The sequence below is a fragment of the Shewanella gaetbuli genome, from assembly GCF_023284065.1.
In the GTDB taxonomy this organism is placed as follows: Bacteria; Pseudomonadota; Gammaproteobacteria; order Enterobacterales; family Shewanellaceae; genus Shewanella; species Shewanella gaetbuli.
The window spans coordinates 1-17022 of record NZ_JAKIKP010000004.1 but is presented as its reverse complement, the minus strand read 5'-3'; the positions used below and the strand labels follow the sequence as shown (position 1 = coordinate 17022).

The 17022-nt window shown below is 39.4% G+C and carries 8 protein-coding genes; 4 read left to right on the top strand and 4 right to left on the bottom strand.

Translation table 11 applies throughout. The features are described from left to right. Positions 1-166: 166 nt before the first annotated feature. Entirely contained in the window at positions 167-1813 is a 1647-nt protein-coding gene (locus L2672_RS06965) for a methyl-accepting chemotaxis protein (protein WP_248995122.1), read from the bottom strand. A gap of 227 nt (positions 1814-2040) precedes the next feature. Next, complete coding sequence (locus L2672_RS17360) at positions 2041-3168, bottom strand: GGDEF domain-containing protein (protein WP_248995121.1); 1128 nt, start codon at positions 3166-3168, stop codon at positions 2041-2043. Positions 3169-3404: 236 nt separating this feature from the next. Here L2672_RS17360 and L2672_RS06955 point away from each other — a divergent pair, with 236 nt between their 5' ends. From L2672_RS06955 to L2672_RS06945, 3 genes are all read left to right on the top strand, one after another. Further along, complete coding sequence (locus tag L2672_RS06955; protein ID WP_248995120.1) at positions 3405-4151, top strand: SDR family oxidoreductase; 747 nt, start codon at positions 3405-3407, stop codon at positions 4149-4151. 416 nt (positions 4152-4567) lie between these two features. After that, on the top strand, positions 4568-7537 hold the full coding sequence (locus L2672_RS06950; RefSeq protein ID WP_248995119.1) for a TonB-dependent receptor: 2970 nt from the start codon (positions 4568-4570) through the stop codon (positions 7535-7537). A gap of 870 nt (positions 7538-8407) precedes the next feature. Next, complete coding sequence (locus L2672_RS06945; protein ID WP_248995118.1) at positions 8408-9289, top strand: NAD(P)-dependent oxidoreductase; 882 nt, start codon at positions 8408-8410, stop codon at positions 9287-9289. A 107-nt stretch (positions 9290-9396) separates the two neighbouring features. Here L2672_RS06945 and L2672_RS06940 read toward each other — a convergent pair whose 3' ends face one another. Continuing rightward, positions 9397-10137, bottom strand: coding sequence for a FadR/GntR family transcriptional regulator (locus L2672_RS06940; protein WP_248995117.1), 741 nt, complete (start codon positions 10135-10137; stop codon positions 9397-9399). A 244-nt stretch (positions 10138-10381) separates the two neighbouring features. Here L2672_RS06940 and L2672_RS06935 point away from each other — a divergent pair, with 244 nt between their 5' ends. Next, positions 10382-10957, top strand: a complete 576-nt coding sequence (locus tag L2672_RS06935) for a hypothetical protein (RefSeq protein ID WP_248995116.1) — start codon at positions 10382-10384, stop codon at positions 10955-10957. 108 nt (positions 10958-11065) lie between these two features. Here the strand turns inward: L2672_RS06935 and L2672_RS06930 are convergent, their stop codons facing one another. Beyond that, the gene (locus L2672_RS06930) at positions 11066-17011 is read right to left on the bottom strand and encodes a cadherin-like domain-containing protein (RefSeq protein ID WP_420833141.1); all 5946 of its coding nucleotides are present in this window, start codon (positions 17009-17011) and stop codon (positions 11066-11068) included. Positions 17012-17022: the final 11 nt, after the last annotated feature.

The window sequence follows — 17022 nt, the reverse complement described above, 5'->3', positions numbered from 1 at the left end:
GGCTTACGCTCTCTTGTTATATCAATAATGAACTTCAAACAGACATCATTCAATTTGAGGTTTATTACGTTGCAACAAGTAGATGCTAGCACATCCTTTGCTGACATTGGCTACACGCTGCAAAATCACTAAGATTGTAGGCTAAAACGACCTAAGCTAACGCAGGTTATATTTTAAAATGTGATACAAGTTGCGATAACTTCCCTGAACCTTGTTCAATTTGGCTACTGCTACTATTAACACTTTCGTTGTACTGTTTGTTTTCTACCGACATATCATTAATACGGGTAATATTCATATTCAACTCACTGATCACTGCACTTTGCTCTTCTGTCGCCGATGCTATTTGTAGATTCATTTCAGAAATTTGCGCAATAGATGATTTGATCGCAGTCAGCGCCCCAACCACTTGTCCGGTTTCATCTACCGTTTCATTGGATTTCTGTTTAGCTTTTTCAACAGAAGTATTCACACTGTCGATTGCGGCTCTAATGGCATCAATAATGCTGTTAATCTCTTGAGTGGATTCTTGGGTTCGACTAGCTAAAGTGCGAACTTCATCAGCCACAACCGCAAAACCTCTACCCGCTTCACCCGCCCGTGCCGCCTCAATGGCCGCATTTAATGCTAATAAGTTGGTTTGCTCTGCAATGCCGACAATAACATCTAATATTTGACCAATTTTTGACGAGCTTATTTGAAGCCCTTTAACCACTTCTTCGGTGTTATTTAGCTCAGCAGATAACTGATTAATTTTTCCCATCGCATTGTCGACTACTGCGGCGGTTTTATCAGCCTCACTGTCGGCATCATGAGCACCTTGTGCGGCTAATTGCGCATTGGATGCCACTTCTGATGCTGTCATCGACATTTCATTAATGGCGGTGGCGACATTTTCAGTTTCCATTTGAACTTGGGTCGAAACCGCATTGGCTTTTTCAGCAATCTCCGACATGCCACTGGCTAATTCAATACTGTGATGAATAGAATTAGACACTGAAGCAATTACATTTTGGATTTTAGAGGTAAACACATTAAACTGCTGAGCGATTTCAGAGAGCTCATCGTTGCCGCTCTCATCTAAACGCAAAGTTAAATCACCCTCACCTTTGGCGATATTTTCAAACGCTGAAATAGTGTTTCGCATAGGGATCGCCACACTTCGAATAATGATCCATAATAAAATGGATACCGGCAACCAAATAAGCACTAATAATAAACAGTAACTCAACACAAATTGCCACTTTTGAGCAATAATATCGTCAACATAAACTCCGGTACCCATCAGCCAATTCCATTGTTTATAACGCTTTACAACTGACATTTTAGGGCTGGGTTCTGACTCATCGGGCTTATTCCACATATAATCGACTCGAGCAGTATCCGCATTTTGGGTTCGGTCAATCATCAATTTGAATAATTGCACGCCCTCGGGGTCTTTCATTGATAAGACACTGGTATTGATTAACTTTTTTGCAAACGCATGTTGAATCATTTCACCTTGAGTGTTAATGGTGAAGTAATACTCATTACCTGAATAACGCAAATGATCTAAGGCTTGCTTAGCCAATAATTTAGCGGTTTCTTCATCAAACTCACCTTGAACACTGCGTTGATAGTATTGGTCTACGACCGTTTCAGCCACATCAATTAACGCATTCAGCTTGGCTTCTTTTTCTGATATTAAAATTTGATCAATACGTGTCAAAGCAAAAATAAACAACAAAATCGTCGCAATCAAGCTGATGATTAACATAAAAATCAAGCGCTTAGAAATACTCACTTTGCGTAAAAACTGATTAATGGAATTCATGACATCTCCAGGTGCAATTGCTTTCTATGCTAAATAGTGACTGATATTGCTAGATTAAGGGTTGTTAATATGATTTGTATCGGCACAAGCTAAGCCGACTTTAAAATGATTTACCGTTAACTTACTTCATTATTAAATCTCGTCCACCGCAGACGATTTGTCAAATAATCTGGATTATTCATTAACTTAGGCTATTACTAAAGGAGTATTTTAACTAACTAACAACATCATCTTTGATAATGACAAACTTGGTTTTTACCTGCTTTCTTAGCTTGATAGAGGGCTGCATCAGCTTGTTCAATGAGTTGATAATGTTGAGTATCAGTTAACTGCTTTACTGCAATTCCTATTGATATTGTTACTTTGAATTGTTCAGGTGCAAACAACCACTTTTCAACTTGAGCTCTAATATCCTCTGCTACCCGTTGAGCGTCATCAAGACTATATTCAAATAGTACTACCACAAACTCCTCGCCCCCGTAACGCACAGCAACACCATTCTCATTAGCACAAACATGTTTGAGTACTGAGGCAACAGCCTTAATCACCTTATCTCCTACAGGGTGACCATAAGTGTCATTAATACTTTTAAAATTATCGATATCAAGCATCAATACTGCACACTGTGTTTGGCTATTGATTTGATGAAAAACGGTACCACTTAAATATAGGCGGTTTTTAACACCCGTTAGGCTATCAGTTTGGTTTTGTATTGAAAGAATGGTTTGGTTCTTTTTGAGAGCTAATTGTTGGTTACGTATTTTTCGGTACTGTACATAACTTCGATAAGTTTCAGTGTCTCGGCGTAAACATGCCATTATCGTTACTAAATACAATGCTAAATGAATACTAAGCGCATCTATTTCAGCAGCAGCATTAAATTGATATTTAGCAGGAAATAGGACCACGGAATAAGCGACAATCATTATGGTGGCCATAATAGAACTGATTATAAAAGGCATTCTAGATAATGCAGCTAAATAGAAAAACACCAAAATACCACCAGATTGATAGTAATAGTCTCCTTGCGAGATGGCTAAGTCACCAATATAAATTAACGAAAAATACACCCCTAAAACCAGTATCATCTCACCCATTGCTAAATATTTAGGTTTATATTTTATCAACACCACTAACATAACGACCGCACTAATAGACAACATTAGCCGAATAGCAATAACCGTGGCTAAACCTTGTTGTAAATGGTCAATATCAGCAATGATAAACAAAAGATACACGGGTATAACCGACAATAAAAATGGGCTATATGGCAACATGATTTGATATATCTGATAATGAGCATAGCGCCAATTTGTGAACTTAGACTGACGAATATCCTTTAGATGGTCAAACACACATACCCCTTATTACCGTTAGCGTTAACTCAGGTGCATTAACTTAACAAGAAAGACTAATAAAAATACAGATTTCATAATGCTCTGACAAAAGTGCTATCACAGTTGAAGAACTATCTGCTAAGTTGTTGAACAATTTATGATATTGAATATCGACAAATGAGTAAAAAATCAATTTTAAAACCGCCGGCTAATATGAGTTATTGTAGGCTAAAAATAATAATGGAACAGACATCATGCGTAAAAATATTCTTATAACAGGTGCAAGTTCAGGATTGGGTTTAGGCATGGCAACAGAGTTTGCAAAAAAAGGCCATAATTTGGCACTGTGTGCAAGGCGGCTTGAAAACTTAATCGCACTAAAAGAACAGCTGCTATCGTTAAATCCCAATATTGATGTTTATGTTTATCAACTTGATGTTAATGATCATCAAGCCGTATTTCGTGTTTTTGAACAGTGTCAAAAAGACATGCAACAAATTGATAGAATAATCGTTAATGCCGGAATGGGCAAAGGCGCGTCAATTGGTACCGGTTTATTTAATGCAAATTTACAAACAGCAGAAACTAACTTTATTGCCGCTTTAGCGCAATGTGAAGCCGCTATGACAATTTTTAGACAACAAAATTCTGGCCACTTAGTCACTATGTCATCGATAAGTGCATTAAGAGGTTTTAGAAGAGCAATGACAGTTTATGCCGCCACGAAAGCCGCGATAACCTCATTATCAGAGGGTATTCGTATTGATGTCATGCATACACCTATCAAAGTCACCTGTGTTCATCCTGGCTTTATTCGGACAGATATCAACAAGTCGGTAAAAAATGCGCCGTTCATAGTTGACTTAACCACGGGCTGCAAGGCTTTAGTTAAAGCGATTAATAAAGAACAAGCTAATGTATATGTACCCACTTACCCTTGGGCACTTTTACAATGGATCATTCGAATTGCGCCAATCAGTACGCTTAGAAAAATGAGCTAATTCCATGCAAACATAGCCAATCAAACCACCTTGTTTTTATTAAATTCACTCATACCACACAAAAAATAATTTATTTGGTATTACAATTTAAAATCAAATTGTAATACCAAAGCAACAAAACCATTCCGACTTTGCAAGTTGGTGTCCGCGATATCAATTTTACCCAGCTAAAAACAATCACTTAACAATCACCGTTTCAAGCCCTTAGTAGCCTTTCCGTTTATTTTTATTGCCATAGTTTGTCATAAGAATCCAATAAATAGCGATTAGGCTCGTATCAAGTTGACACATTTGGTATGACAATGTTGCCCATTTGGTAATTACATGTTGCAAGGTGATTAGATATAAACTATAAATATTGCAGCAGGACAAAATAACAACAATTGGTATTACCAAAAAATCCGTTTGGGGGATTTATGAAGCTAAATAAAATTAGTGCTATGTTTAGTGGCACAAAATACAAAGCAAATAATCTGACATTATTTGGGGCAGCATTAACCGCTATGCTAACCATGCCAGCTTATGCAGCAGAGGAAGAAGTTGAACCTAATACAGACGACATAGAAGTTATCGCTGTAAAAGGTATTTTTGGTAGCTTAAAAGCCGCCAACTTACACAAGCGTACAGACAGCCGTATTGTAGATGCGATTGTTGCTGAAGACATTGGTAAGTTACCTGATGATAACATTGCAGAAGCGTTGCAACGCATTACCGGTGTTTCTATTGAATCTGATTTTGGTGTTGGTGAATCGGTTACAATTCGGGGTGTAACTGAAAACCTTATTCTATTAAACGGTCGCTCTACTGCGGGCCCTGGCCGAAGCGGTATTAGTTTAGATGACTTCCCTTCTAGTTTCTTAAAAACCGTTGAAGTGATTAAATCACCCACACCTGAAATGATTGAGGGTGCACTTGGTGGTACTGTTAATATGCAAACGGTTCGTCCACTTGAACTTTCTGAGCCATTAGTTGCCATTACTTTAGATGGTGAATATGCTGATAAAACTGAAAACATTGCACCTAAATTCACCGCAGCAATGGGTGATAACTGGGACTTAGGTAGCGCAGGTACATTTGGCGCGGCGTTAAATTTCTCGTATATAGACCGAGAGATCCGTCGTGACGAATTTTTTAATAAGGTGACCTTAGAAGACAATATTGACCTTGACGGTGATGGCGTTGTTGACGTTTCAAACGGCCCTAATGGTAAATATATTCGCACCACAGAAAACACCGTTGAACAAAAAACTGAACAACGTGAACGAACCGCTTATGGTATCTCGCTGCAATGGGAACCAGAAGATACTGACGCAAATATCTATCTAGATATGAATGCCACAAGCTTAGACGGTGGCCAAGCGGCGTATTCTATTTTGGACGTTGGTGGTAGTGTTGTACCAAGAAGTGATTCTTACTATGACGGCAATGGTCAAATCAGAAACTATGATTTAGAAGGTGTATTTGTTATTCCAAAGACTTGGAGTGACTTCACCACTTCAGAGTCATTCTCACACGCATTAGGTGGTGAGTGGAACATCAATGATAACATTGAAATTTCTGCAGAATACTCACTATCTAAATCTGAAGATCGTCAAACGGCCTCTGAATTTAATTTACGCCCTATCGAGCGTACAGACCCTACTTTAGATTTAGTCACTCATAAAACGACGTCTACAACTATCGGTGGTGATGGTATTCCATCGCATGTTTATGCCGATACTGAATTACTGACTAATCCTGATAATTTAGTATTCCGTGAGTTTTACCATAAAACGTTAGACACTGAAAATGAAGAACAAGCGTTCCGTTTTGACTTCAAAATTCATGATATTGGTGTTGATTTTATTTCAGCCGTCAAAGCAGGTATCCGCATCACTGACCGTGACTACACTGCCAACCGTTTTGACTTAAAACCAAATGGTAATACCCTTAAAGATGCTTACAAAAAGGCAACTGATTCTAATGGATTGTACAGCCCAACTTGGATTGACAACCCTATTATTAGCGATAGCTTCACTACGGTTAACCTTAATAACTCATTTAACCAAACAGGTATTGCGGGTCAAAATGATTTATTGAACTACCATGTATATGACGCTGAACGTCTTAAAGATGCTGATGCCACTTATTTGTTAGTACAACAAATGTTGCAAAATACCTCTTATGCTATGAACGGTTCATTAGCAGATAACATGGTAGAAGATAATGGCGCTTATAAAGTCATTAACGAGAAAACTCGTGCAATTTATGCTCAGTTCCACCTCGATTTTGAAGACTTAACCGCAGTTGTAGGTGGTCGTTATGTTGAAACAGATTTAGAATCGAGCGTTGTAGACTCAGTAGATAGCGATGGCAATAAAGTACTTACCACGGGTAAAAATGACTACGCAGATTTCTTACCGAGTTTAAACGTTACCTATAACTTAGCAGACGATTCATTATTACGTTTTGCTGCCGCTAAAGTGATGCGTCGTGCTGATTTTGATGAACTAAGCCCTGCTCTATCTATTGATAACTCATTAGTTACAGGGACCCAAGGTTCATACCAATTAGAACCATACCGTGTCACTCAATATGACTTATCTTTTGAGCATTACCTCAGTGAAGGTGGATTAGTGTCAGCGGCTATCTTCTATAAAGATGTGGGTTCATTTACTCAAACAGATAGTAGCTGTCTTGCTGATTCAGATACTGTTAATGGTCAAAACACGACCCAGTGGAACAACATTTGTTTACTTGATACTGCAGGCGTTAGCCAAGGCAATATAGTCAATGCAACTGAAGCTCAAGGTTTAGCTTATGTTGAAGCTGAAAAAGCGGCTGGTCGTACAGGTATTGTTATCGACACTGATGTAAACGGTGGTAGTGGTGAAGTAACAGGTTTAGAACTTGCTTACCAACAACAATTTACTTTCTTACCTGGTTTATGGTCTGGCTTTGGCGTTAACACTAACTACACTTATGCTGACAGTAGCCAACCAGATGGTAATCCATTACTGGGTATTTCTAACCATACAGCTAATGGACAAGTTTATTGGGAAAATGATGATTTCCAATTCCGTCTAGCCTACAACTGGCGTGACCGTTATTTACATGAACAAACGGTAAAACGTGTTCAAACAGTCGGTGCATTAGGGTATAACGTCTTTAACCAAAATGACCCAACTGCAGATAATTACGACCCAACAGTAGGTAATAGTTACCGTGAAGCACGTGGCCAATTTGATTTTTCAGCTAGCTGGGACATTAATGACCACTTCACCGTTGTCGCTAATGCGGTAAACTTAACTGGCGAGCCAATCGAATATACCACTGAATTAGGTTCAACTTGGAACTACAGTGAAGCAGATCGCCGTTACACTGTTGGTGTACGCGCTAAGTTTTAAACACTAATGCCCTAAATAAAAGCCTATCTTTAGATAGGCTTTTTTTGTTTGCCGCCAACTACACGGTTCCTTATTGAAAAGTCACAGCAAAATGAATGTATAAAGATTGTGAAGTGAACCACTAAAGTAGACAAACAACTCATTATTGCAATGTTAATTAGTATGACTAATAGTCTGAATTTGACCTGTTTATTTTTAAGATATTCAATTTAGTGACAACACTATAATCACGGTTTTTGTCGTATTTTTTAATAGACATAGCAACACTGATATAATTAACCATGGTTATTTTAGGTTTATAACTTCCCCCTAATGCCACAAGTTAAGCTGACAACTTTATCACTATAAATATGTCAGTTAATTTTTTACCTTGTATTTAACCGACTTGAAGAAATCAACGCCAAGACATTACATAACAATTACTTAGCTAAATAAACATCAGTTTTATACGGTTTTAATTTTTTGCTAAGTTTATTAAGCAATAACAAAACCTCTTTAAGATAACCGTTAAGAAAACCCGAAACCCTACCTTTAAACATCACACAATTAGCAAAAGTTTAAGCTAAATCACCTTCTAGAAAATTATACTTACCAATTACCTTTTTGGTATAGCCAAATACGAGTAATTGGTTGACAAGACCCTGACTATTCACTACTATTTTGTATTATAAATAACACAAAGTTAAAATTGATTAAGTTGTTTTTAGCATAGCTATGTTGAACTGAGTTAAGCTTCAATTGAGCTAAAATTGCCAATAGCAAACACATCATATTTAACGATTCAGATCAGTTTTAAACATCAGCAGCTTGCACCATTTTAAGCTGTTATGAATTCAAATATGCATACACTAATATATTTAGGAGTTAGATATGACTAAACCGGTAATCGGTTTCATCGGCCTAGGCCTTATGGGCGGCAACATGGTTGAAAACCTACAAAAACGTGGCTTCCAAGTTAACGTTATGGATCTAAACCAAGACGCTGTTGATGCTGTTCTTGCCCGTGGCAACGCGACACAGTTTACTTCTGCTAAAGAATTAGCTGCAGCTTCTGACATCGTTGAATTTTGTTTAACAACTTCTGCAGTTGTTGAAAAAATCGTTTATGGCGAAGATGGCGTATTAGCAGGTATTAAAGAAGGCAGTACGTTAATTGACTTCGGTACTTCTATCCCAGCTTCTACTATCAAAATCGGCGGAGCACTTGCTGAAAAAGGCTGTGGCATGATTGATGCTCCTTTAGGTCGTACTCCAGCTCACGCTAAAGATGGTTTATTAAACATCATGGCTGCGGGTGATGAAGCTACGTTCAACAAAGTTAAGCCTTTACTTGAAGAGCAAGGTGAAAACGTATTCTACCTAGGTAAGTTAGGTGCTGGTCACACGACTAAGCTTATCAACAACTTCATGGGTATGACCACTGTTACTGCTATGTCTCAAGCTTTTGCTGTTGCAAAACTTGCAGGCGTTGATGGTCAGCAATTATTTGACATCATGTCAGCTGGCCCATCTAACTCACCATTTATGCAGTTCTGTAAATTCTACGCTGTAGATGGCGAAGAAAAATTAGGTTTCTCTGTTGCTAACGCAAACAAAGACCTAGGTTACTTTGTACAAATGGTTGAAGACTTAGGGACTCAATCTTTAATTGCTGAAGGCACTTCTAAAAGCTTACAAGCTGCAGTTGATGCAGGTTTAGGTCAAAACGACGTACCTGTTATTTTTGATTACTTCACTAAATTAGAGAAGTAATAATATCGCTCCTTTAGGGAGCGATTTATAAAAATACAGCAAAAAATGGAATTTACCTCGCATGCCAAGGACGGCAATTGCGAGTGAACTATTTTAACATCGTAAAATTAACCGACTGATTTTAAAATAGTATCTAGAGAGTATTTACCACGTATTTCATCATTCTTGCGTTTAATCTCTTCTAAAGCGCTAGCTTCTGTCGCATCAAACAATGAATTAATCAGTCGATTAAAATGCACATGCATTGCACTTCTTGCTTCTACGGTATCATGAGCTTTTAATGCCTCATAAATCGCTCTGTGCTCTGCAATTGTTTTGTCATTATCTTTATTACACACTCGATTATAATCTTGAACGATTTCAGGAGTTGAAGAACGTAACGCCCATAAATTTTCAACTGACTGGATCATTGCTGCGTTGCGGGTAGCATTAACAATAATGTAATGGAATTCTCGATCAGCCTTTTCAACATCTTGATTATTTTCCATTGCGATCAATGTCTGCTCTAGCCTTTCAAGTTCAGCGTCGGTAATGGTTTTAGCCGCCATTGCTGCCACCTCACCTTCAAACAATGCACGAGCTTGAGTCACTTCAAATGCATTGACTTCATGTTTCAGCTTGGCGGCTTGTTTATCTTTAAGAACATAAACACCTGAACCGGTTTTCACTTCAACTTTATTGCGCACTTCTAATGCAATAATAGCTTCTCGGATAGTGGGTCGACTCACTTTAAATTTCTCAGCAAGTTCACGTTCTGGAGGCAAACGACTCCCTGCAGGATATTCACCATTGTTAATTGACACTTCTATTTGATCAACAATATGCCAAAACAGACGGCGATTACTCATACCAAACCCTTAAAAAAACGTTAAATTACAAACTCATTATAGTACCAGTTACTATTATTCTGGCAACAGATATCTTATAAGTGACCTATTGCCAACCAATAATCGCTAAAACATCTATTCTGATAATTGGAACTTGCGGCAAAAATATTATATTTTAATATTGTTATTTCATAGCATTATATTAACCTAAGTATAATGATGAAGGTTAAGGATATTTAACAGTCTCCCGCTTAAGGATATAAAATTGACTGAAAAAGTTATCATAAATGGAATTTATGAAACCAGCAAAATGCGGGTTGAAATCACTGACACACAAGTGATTAAAACGTTTAAGCAATCGAGTCATTCGAAAAAACGTTACTTAAGAGAAAAAAGCTCATTACAAATGTTATCAGGTAAATCAGGCTTTCCTGAGCTAATTAGTACCAATGATGATATCAAGCAAATTGTCATGTCTAAACTACCAGGAACCAGACCAGAGTCACTGTCAGCGGTTCAAGCTTTACAATTGCGTACATTAGTCGACTCTATGTTGTTATCGGGCATAGCAAGACATGCGATTCCCATACGTGATTTAATAGTGGATGATAATGGGACTCTTCATATGGTCGATTTTGAAAGGGTCAGTATAAAATCGTTCGCTTCTACTCCATTTTGGTATGTCGCAAAATGGGTCAGCTTGTATCATTTAATTCGATTAATAAACCAGTTTCAGCCAGACTCATTGACAGTTAAAGAAAAGAAATTACTCAATATTGCTAACGCGATTAGAAATGTACTGCAAAAACTTAAACCATTAAGAGACAAGATTTTCAAGTAAGTAATGAAAGACATATCATTATGCTAGCGGTTTCTATTTGATATTATAAAAATCCCCACATTAATGTGGGGATTTTTATGTACCTGCTACATGTACTGCATAAAAACCCTAAATCTGATTATGCATATCATTTAAGGCTTGATGCAATAAGTCATCATCATTTTGCTGATTAACATCATGATTTTCTAGCGCATTGTCATCTGATTGATGTTGGTCAACCTCATGATGTTGATGCTGCTTTTCATCATCTAACGGATTATCAAATACATCAACCTGTTGAGTATCTAACATGTCAGCCATTGGGTCAGAACTACTTAACTCATGCATTGTCGGTAACCCTGCCATAGCTGGTATTTCAGCTTGTGGCGTAATATCTTCGTGAGTTAAACCGACCATATGCAAGTAATGATCAACCGGTGATGCCGCGTCGGTTAAACCAACCGAAGCGCTTAACACATCAACATCAACATCAACAGTTTCAACATCAATGATGCTGTCAACTACCGAATCTGGCTCATCATTTTGACTGCTTAAAGCAGCATCACTCGCGGTTGTCGGTATTACATCAACGGTAATACTGTGGCTGATACTGGCAGTTGAACTACCGTCATGGGATATGGCTTTTACATCAATATCAAACTGCCCATGAAAGTCCTGTGCAGGTGTTACCTTAAGGTTTGTCAGCTCATGTTGTTGTAATGTCCACACCCCATTATGCTCTGTACCAGCAGATAATTGCGCACCTTGTGGTAAACCTGATATTTCCACCGTTAGGCTTTCGTTAGCATCAGGGCTGGCTACATTAATATTCAGCGCTAACGGGGTATTTTCATTACCATGAATGGCAAAGTTATCTAACGGTGAAGATAAATCATTAACATGTTTAGTGAATATTAACGTCGGCTTGTCGGCTTCTGGTGATACATGAATAAACATTTGATTATCCACATCAACGTGACCATCTGACACGGTATAATGTAAGTGCAACTCACCATTAAAATTCACCCCTGGGTTAATAATCCAATGGTCACCTTGCTGAGTAATAGTGGCATTACCATCCAGCGATAACTGACTGACATCAAGCACATCTTTGCTATCGGCATCGGTCACATTTGCCAATAATTGCGCTTTGGTTAGGGTTAATAAGTGATCTTCTGCTACCGTTTCAGAAATCATATGGCCCACCACAGGCACATCATTTGTACCAATAATCACCAATTTCATCTCTTGGTCTGCCGTATGACCATTTGAGTCTGTTGCGGTCACTTTGATAATTTCTTCTAGCCGTTCACCATCAGCTAATGCCTGTACTCTTGGGTCATTATTGTGTGATTGATATTCCCAGCTTCCATCTGGTTTAAAGGTTAAATCACCATACTGTGGCCCGCTATGAGGCTGTACTTCCCATGTTAGCCCACTGGCTACCCTGACATCACCTACTAATAAATCAAGTGAACCATGAGAATGGCCTACTCTATCTTCATTCACCACTGACTCAGAAGATCCGAAAATGACTGCTCCACTTTGTCCTTTACCAATATGAATAGTAAGGTCTTCTTGTCTTGACTCTCCAGCAGAATCAGTCACAACAAGTGTGATACTTTCTGTATGTATTTTACCTGCATTCACTTCTTGATTTAGCATATCGCGCTCTACGCCGCTTTTACTAAATACAAAATCCCAGTGCCCATCAGAACCAATGCTGAAATGCCCAATTCCATGCACATCGATGGTGTTTGATTTTCCGGGGCTAAAATCAAGTAAATGATGATCGCCATCAGAGTCAATATACTCCACGGTAAGCGCGTCACCAGTATCAACATCGTGTATATCGATGTAGCCATCGGCTTTAGCATGGGTGATAAAACCTGTAGTGATTGAACGTGATAACTCAAATGTACCTGTTAATACTGGGGCGTCATTGGTGCCGTGAATACCGATATTCACCACAGCATGTTTAATATCACCATGATTATTGGTATAGCTGACTAAAAAGTTATCACCATGAACTTCACCTTGCGTCATTTGCTGAATTTCAGACGCTTGGTTATGTAAACTGTAGTTATAGGTGCCGTCTGGGTTGATGGTTAAGTCACCATAATTCCCTTGCATGCTACCGGTATTCATTACTGTATAACTGGCTCCGCTGGCAAATAAGCTGCCAGAAGCATTAGTAACACTGTCTTCTTTTACCTGATGGGTTTGCGTTAAGGTTGTCATATCCGCAGAAACCACTAAGTGGCGTTCATTGGATGCAAGATCTCCCGTCGCTGTAGACCTAACCTCTGCATGAACTTGATAATTATTATCTGTAATTTGGCTTACATCGCCCGCAGGAATGGTAAGTTGCCATTGATTGTTATTTACTGTTGCAGTGTAATGTGCTCCCGCCACAACCACATCAACATGCACGCCATCCATAATATGGCTAGTGCTACCTGCAATAACTAAATCTTGTTGATGATCTTGGTTATTAATCCAATCATCTGACGATATAGGATTAATGGTAATAGTTGGCTTGGCAGTATCTATGGTAACTGAGTGTTGTACCATCTTGAATCCGCCGCCTGCTGACTGCTCAGCAATTTTCAATAAATATGTACCATCGGCTCGATCAATGCCACTGACATCCAGCTTCCAGTTTCCGTGTTCATCTACTGTGGTATTGGTCGCACTAAGTACACCCAAGCCAATTATTTTGGCACCCGGCTCACCAGTGCCATAAACCACCAAATGGCCATCACTGGTAATAAAGTCATGGTCACTCACGCCAGTATCATTACCTAACTTGGTAATTGCTAACGGAGGATTAATATCAATAATCGCCTTGGCATCAACGTCATTATGGCCGTCGGTCACTTTAAAATTAATGTCTATATCTTTACCAATAAATCCCGCATTGGGCACAAAAGTAAAGCTGCCATCTGGGTTAGATGTAATGGTGCCATGGGCAGAATTTAATGAACCAGAAACAATAGATAAGTTGGCTGCGCTAGTATCAATGTCAGTAACATTATTCAATAAATCGGATGCTTGAATAGTTTTACTGCCATCTGTTTCTATTTTACCAAGATCCGTTGTCACTGTTGTGGGCGCAGTATCACTACCAATAAGCGTGACACTAATTTGCTGTTTGGTGCCGTCGGATGTGGTAACCGTCACAATGTCGGTGGCATTTTGTCCATGATTTAAGGTTTGAGCCACTTGGTTAGGGGTATAATGCCAATGCCCATCAGCAGTAATCACAAACTCACCATGAGTGCTAGGTAATACGTCTGCAATAAAGTGTGCTTGGTTGGCATCAGGATCGGTAACTTGCAATTGCCCTGTTATCTCGGTTACTTCATCAGTCGAGCCTGTTAAGTCACCGGTTATCATGGCATTAGGCACAGGCTTAGTTGGGTCGAGAATAATGTTTTGGTAATGGCTATTAATCGCAGTTGTGCCGTCAGGGCCTTGCGTTGCCACCAATATTCCAAGGTTAATATTATCGGTATTATTACCAGGCAATTGCGCTGTAAGGGTCGCTAAGTTCCAGTGATTAACATTAACGTTTTCTGTCATGCTAGTCACGGTATGACTGTGCCCATGACCATCAGCTAATACCGTCCCTTTTAATAAGCCATTAATTAGCGTATTGGTAATAACATCATCACCATCAGATGGCGCACTAACTTGTAAATTTAAATGAATTAATGCATCCGCATTCGGAATCGCCACAGAGGTATCCACTAAGGTCGATGTTGAATGTATATTAGCTGTGGGGGTTATTTGATGATGGCCTGTGGTATCGAAAAAGTGCCCTTGAGCATCCATACGCATATCAATAACCAAACCGTTATCTTTATCAAGCACACTGGCTAGAGGCGCATGCTCTAATTGTTTAGCGGTCACGGCTGCATTGGCTAATGTCGCACTAAACATTTCTCCACTAAATGCATCACTAACACTATAGCCATGGTTGATACGACTACCTGTTTCTAGTGCATAGTTATCTTGATCATTACCAACAGCCAATACCCCATTGCCAGGGATATGATAACCTTTGGCAGCAGGAGTGGGGTTAATCCACTTTGAAGTACCATCAACCAATAACTCTAAATGACCCGTAGAAGAACTCCATAGCACACTATAGCGATGAGTCAGCCCGTCAGTAGCGCTCACACCTGTTTGGTATTCATGACCACCTACTCGAATAGTTAAATTTGTGGGGTTCCATACATAAAACTCATTATCGCTATGTGAAGTAGCATAACTGACAAATGTTGGACCATTATGCCCTGCTGGTGGCGCTGAAGGGCCACCAATAACGTTAAACTCAACGGCTAAGTTAGTAATGTCACCATTGGTTTGAAGATGACCGTTATTAGTCACTGCACCGGCATCATTTTTAGCAAAAGTCATCACGTTTTGCTCTGTTTTAATATTCAATTGGATTTGTGCGGTATCTGTTACAGGGCTAACTGTCACTGTCATGTGGTTATCGACTTCAGCCGTACCATCGGTGACTTTGTAATTTAAAGTCGCATTGCCTTTAAAGTCATGGGTTGGGTTGAAAGTCCAAGTGCCATTATGATTATCTGTAATAGTGCCCTCAGATGCATCAACATGCACGGCACTAATATCTAGGGTGTCACCATCAATATCCGTTGCACCTGCTAACAGTTGTGCTTTAGTAATTAGCTGACCACCGGCTATATCTTCAGTTGTTTGTGACTGTGTAGAAGTAACGACAGTAATATCATTAACTGGCGCAATATTCAGAGTTGAACTTGCTGGTGCTGAATCAGTGTGGCCATCATTTACGGTATAGCTAAAGTGAACATCACCATTAAAGTCCTTCACAGGAACAAATTGTAATTTACTAATGTCAGCCACATCAATCACTTGGTTGACCGTTACCTCATGGCCGTCCAGTATAAATTTTCCCTCAGATGCAAGCGGTATTTGAGTTAAGGTTACTGAGTGTAAAGTGTCGCCACTATCGACATCAGTAAAACCAAACTGATTGGCATGCATTTGATAAATGGTATCTTCTGCACCGTTTGTTAAAGTGACATGACTAACGGTTGGGGCGTCATTTTTACCCACCACGTTAATATTCAGCTGATACTCAGTACCGTCGTAGCTATGTACACGATAACTTACGACTTCAGTTTGTCCCTCAGCAAGATATTGAAGAGCACTATTACTGACCTTATAGCGCCAAATTCCTAAGCTATCTATGTGTAAAATGCCGCCAAATGGATCATGAATAGCCGTTTCACCATAGGTGCTAAAGCTGAATCTATTGTCGCCGCTGTCGGGGTCAACAACGTTCAGTAAGCCTGAAGCTAATTCATAAAAATAGCCATTATAATGACTTGAGTTACTGCCATCCTCGGTTACGCTACTTGTTGTCGCTTCTGTAATCACAGCTGCATCACCTACCGCAGCCAAGCTTGTGCTTGCACCTGTATGCGATACACCTCCATTTCCATCAACTACGTCATAGGTAAAATGCACTTGGCCGTTGTAGTCTTTATCAGGACTAAAAGTAAAAGTGCCGTCTTGGTTGGTAACTATGGTGCCATGATCGGCCACTAAATTAGCAATATCAAGGTGACCCGCATCATTGTCATCTATGTCTGTAGCATTGGCTAACAAAGCGGCTTTAGTGAGAGTGATGTTTGTGTCTTCAGTGCCTGATGCAAGTTGTACTTCACTGGACACCACTGGCGCGTCATTAGTGCCTGTGACCGCAATAGTTGCTGTTTGTTGTACGCTGCCACCATGACCATCAGAAATGGTATAGGAAACGGTAATATTTTCAGTTACACCCACAGCAATATGCTGAAACCCTTTACCCGTGGCATCAACTAAAATGCTATGGCCATCAGCGCCCAAACTCATGCCTAGCGGTGCAGTTGCTCCCTTAACGCCGCCATCAACTTGGTATGCAATATTGGATATAATCAGTTGATCACCATCAACATCCGTTGCACCATCAAGCAAATTAATTTGGTGAACATTGAGGTTATCTTCAGTCACTGTGTCTGTTAACGGTGATGCAATTATTGGGGCAT

What these genes read in the sequence shown, in the direction of transcription:
- L2672_RS06965 (WP_248995122.1), bottom strand. Translation starts at nt 1,813, where the DNA reads ATGAATTCCATTAATCAGTTTTTACGCAAAGTGAGTATTTCTAAGCGC.
- L2672_RS06955 (WP_248995120.1), top strand. Translation starts at nt 3,405, where the DNA reads ATGCGTAAAAATATTCTTATAACAGGTGCAAGTTCAGGATTGGGTTTA.
- L2672_RS06950 (WP_248995119.1), top strand. Translation starts at nt 4,568, where the DNA reads ATGAAGCTAAATAAAATTAGTGCTATGTTTAGTGGCACAAAATACAAA.
- L2672_RS06945 (WP_248995118.1), top strand. Translation starts at nt 8,408, where the DNA reads ATGACTAAACCGGTAATCGGTTTCATCGGCCTAGGCCTTATGGGCGGC.
- L2672_RS06940 (WP_248995117.1), bottom strand. Translation starts at nt 10,137, where the DNA reads ATGAGTAATCGCCGTCTGTTTTGGCATATTGTTGATCAAATAGAAGTG.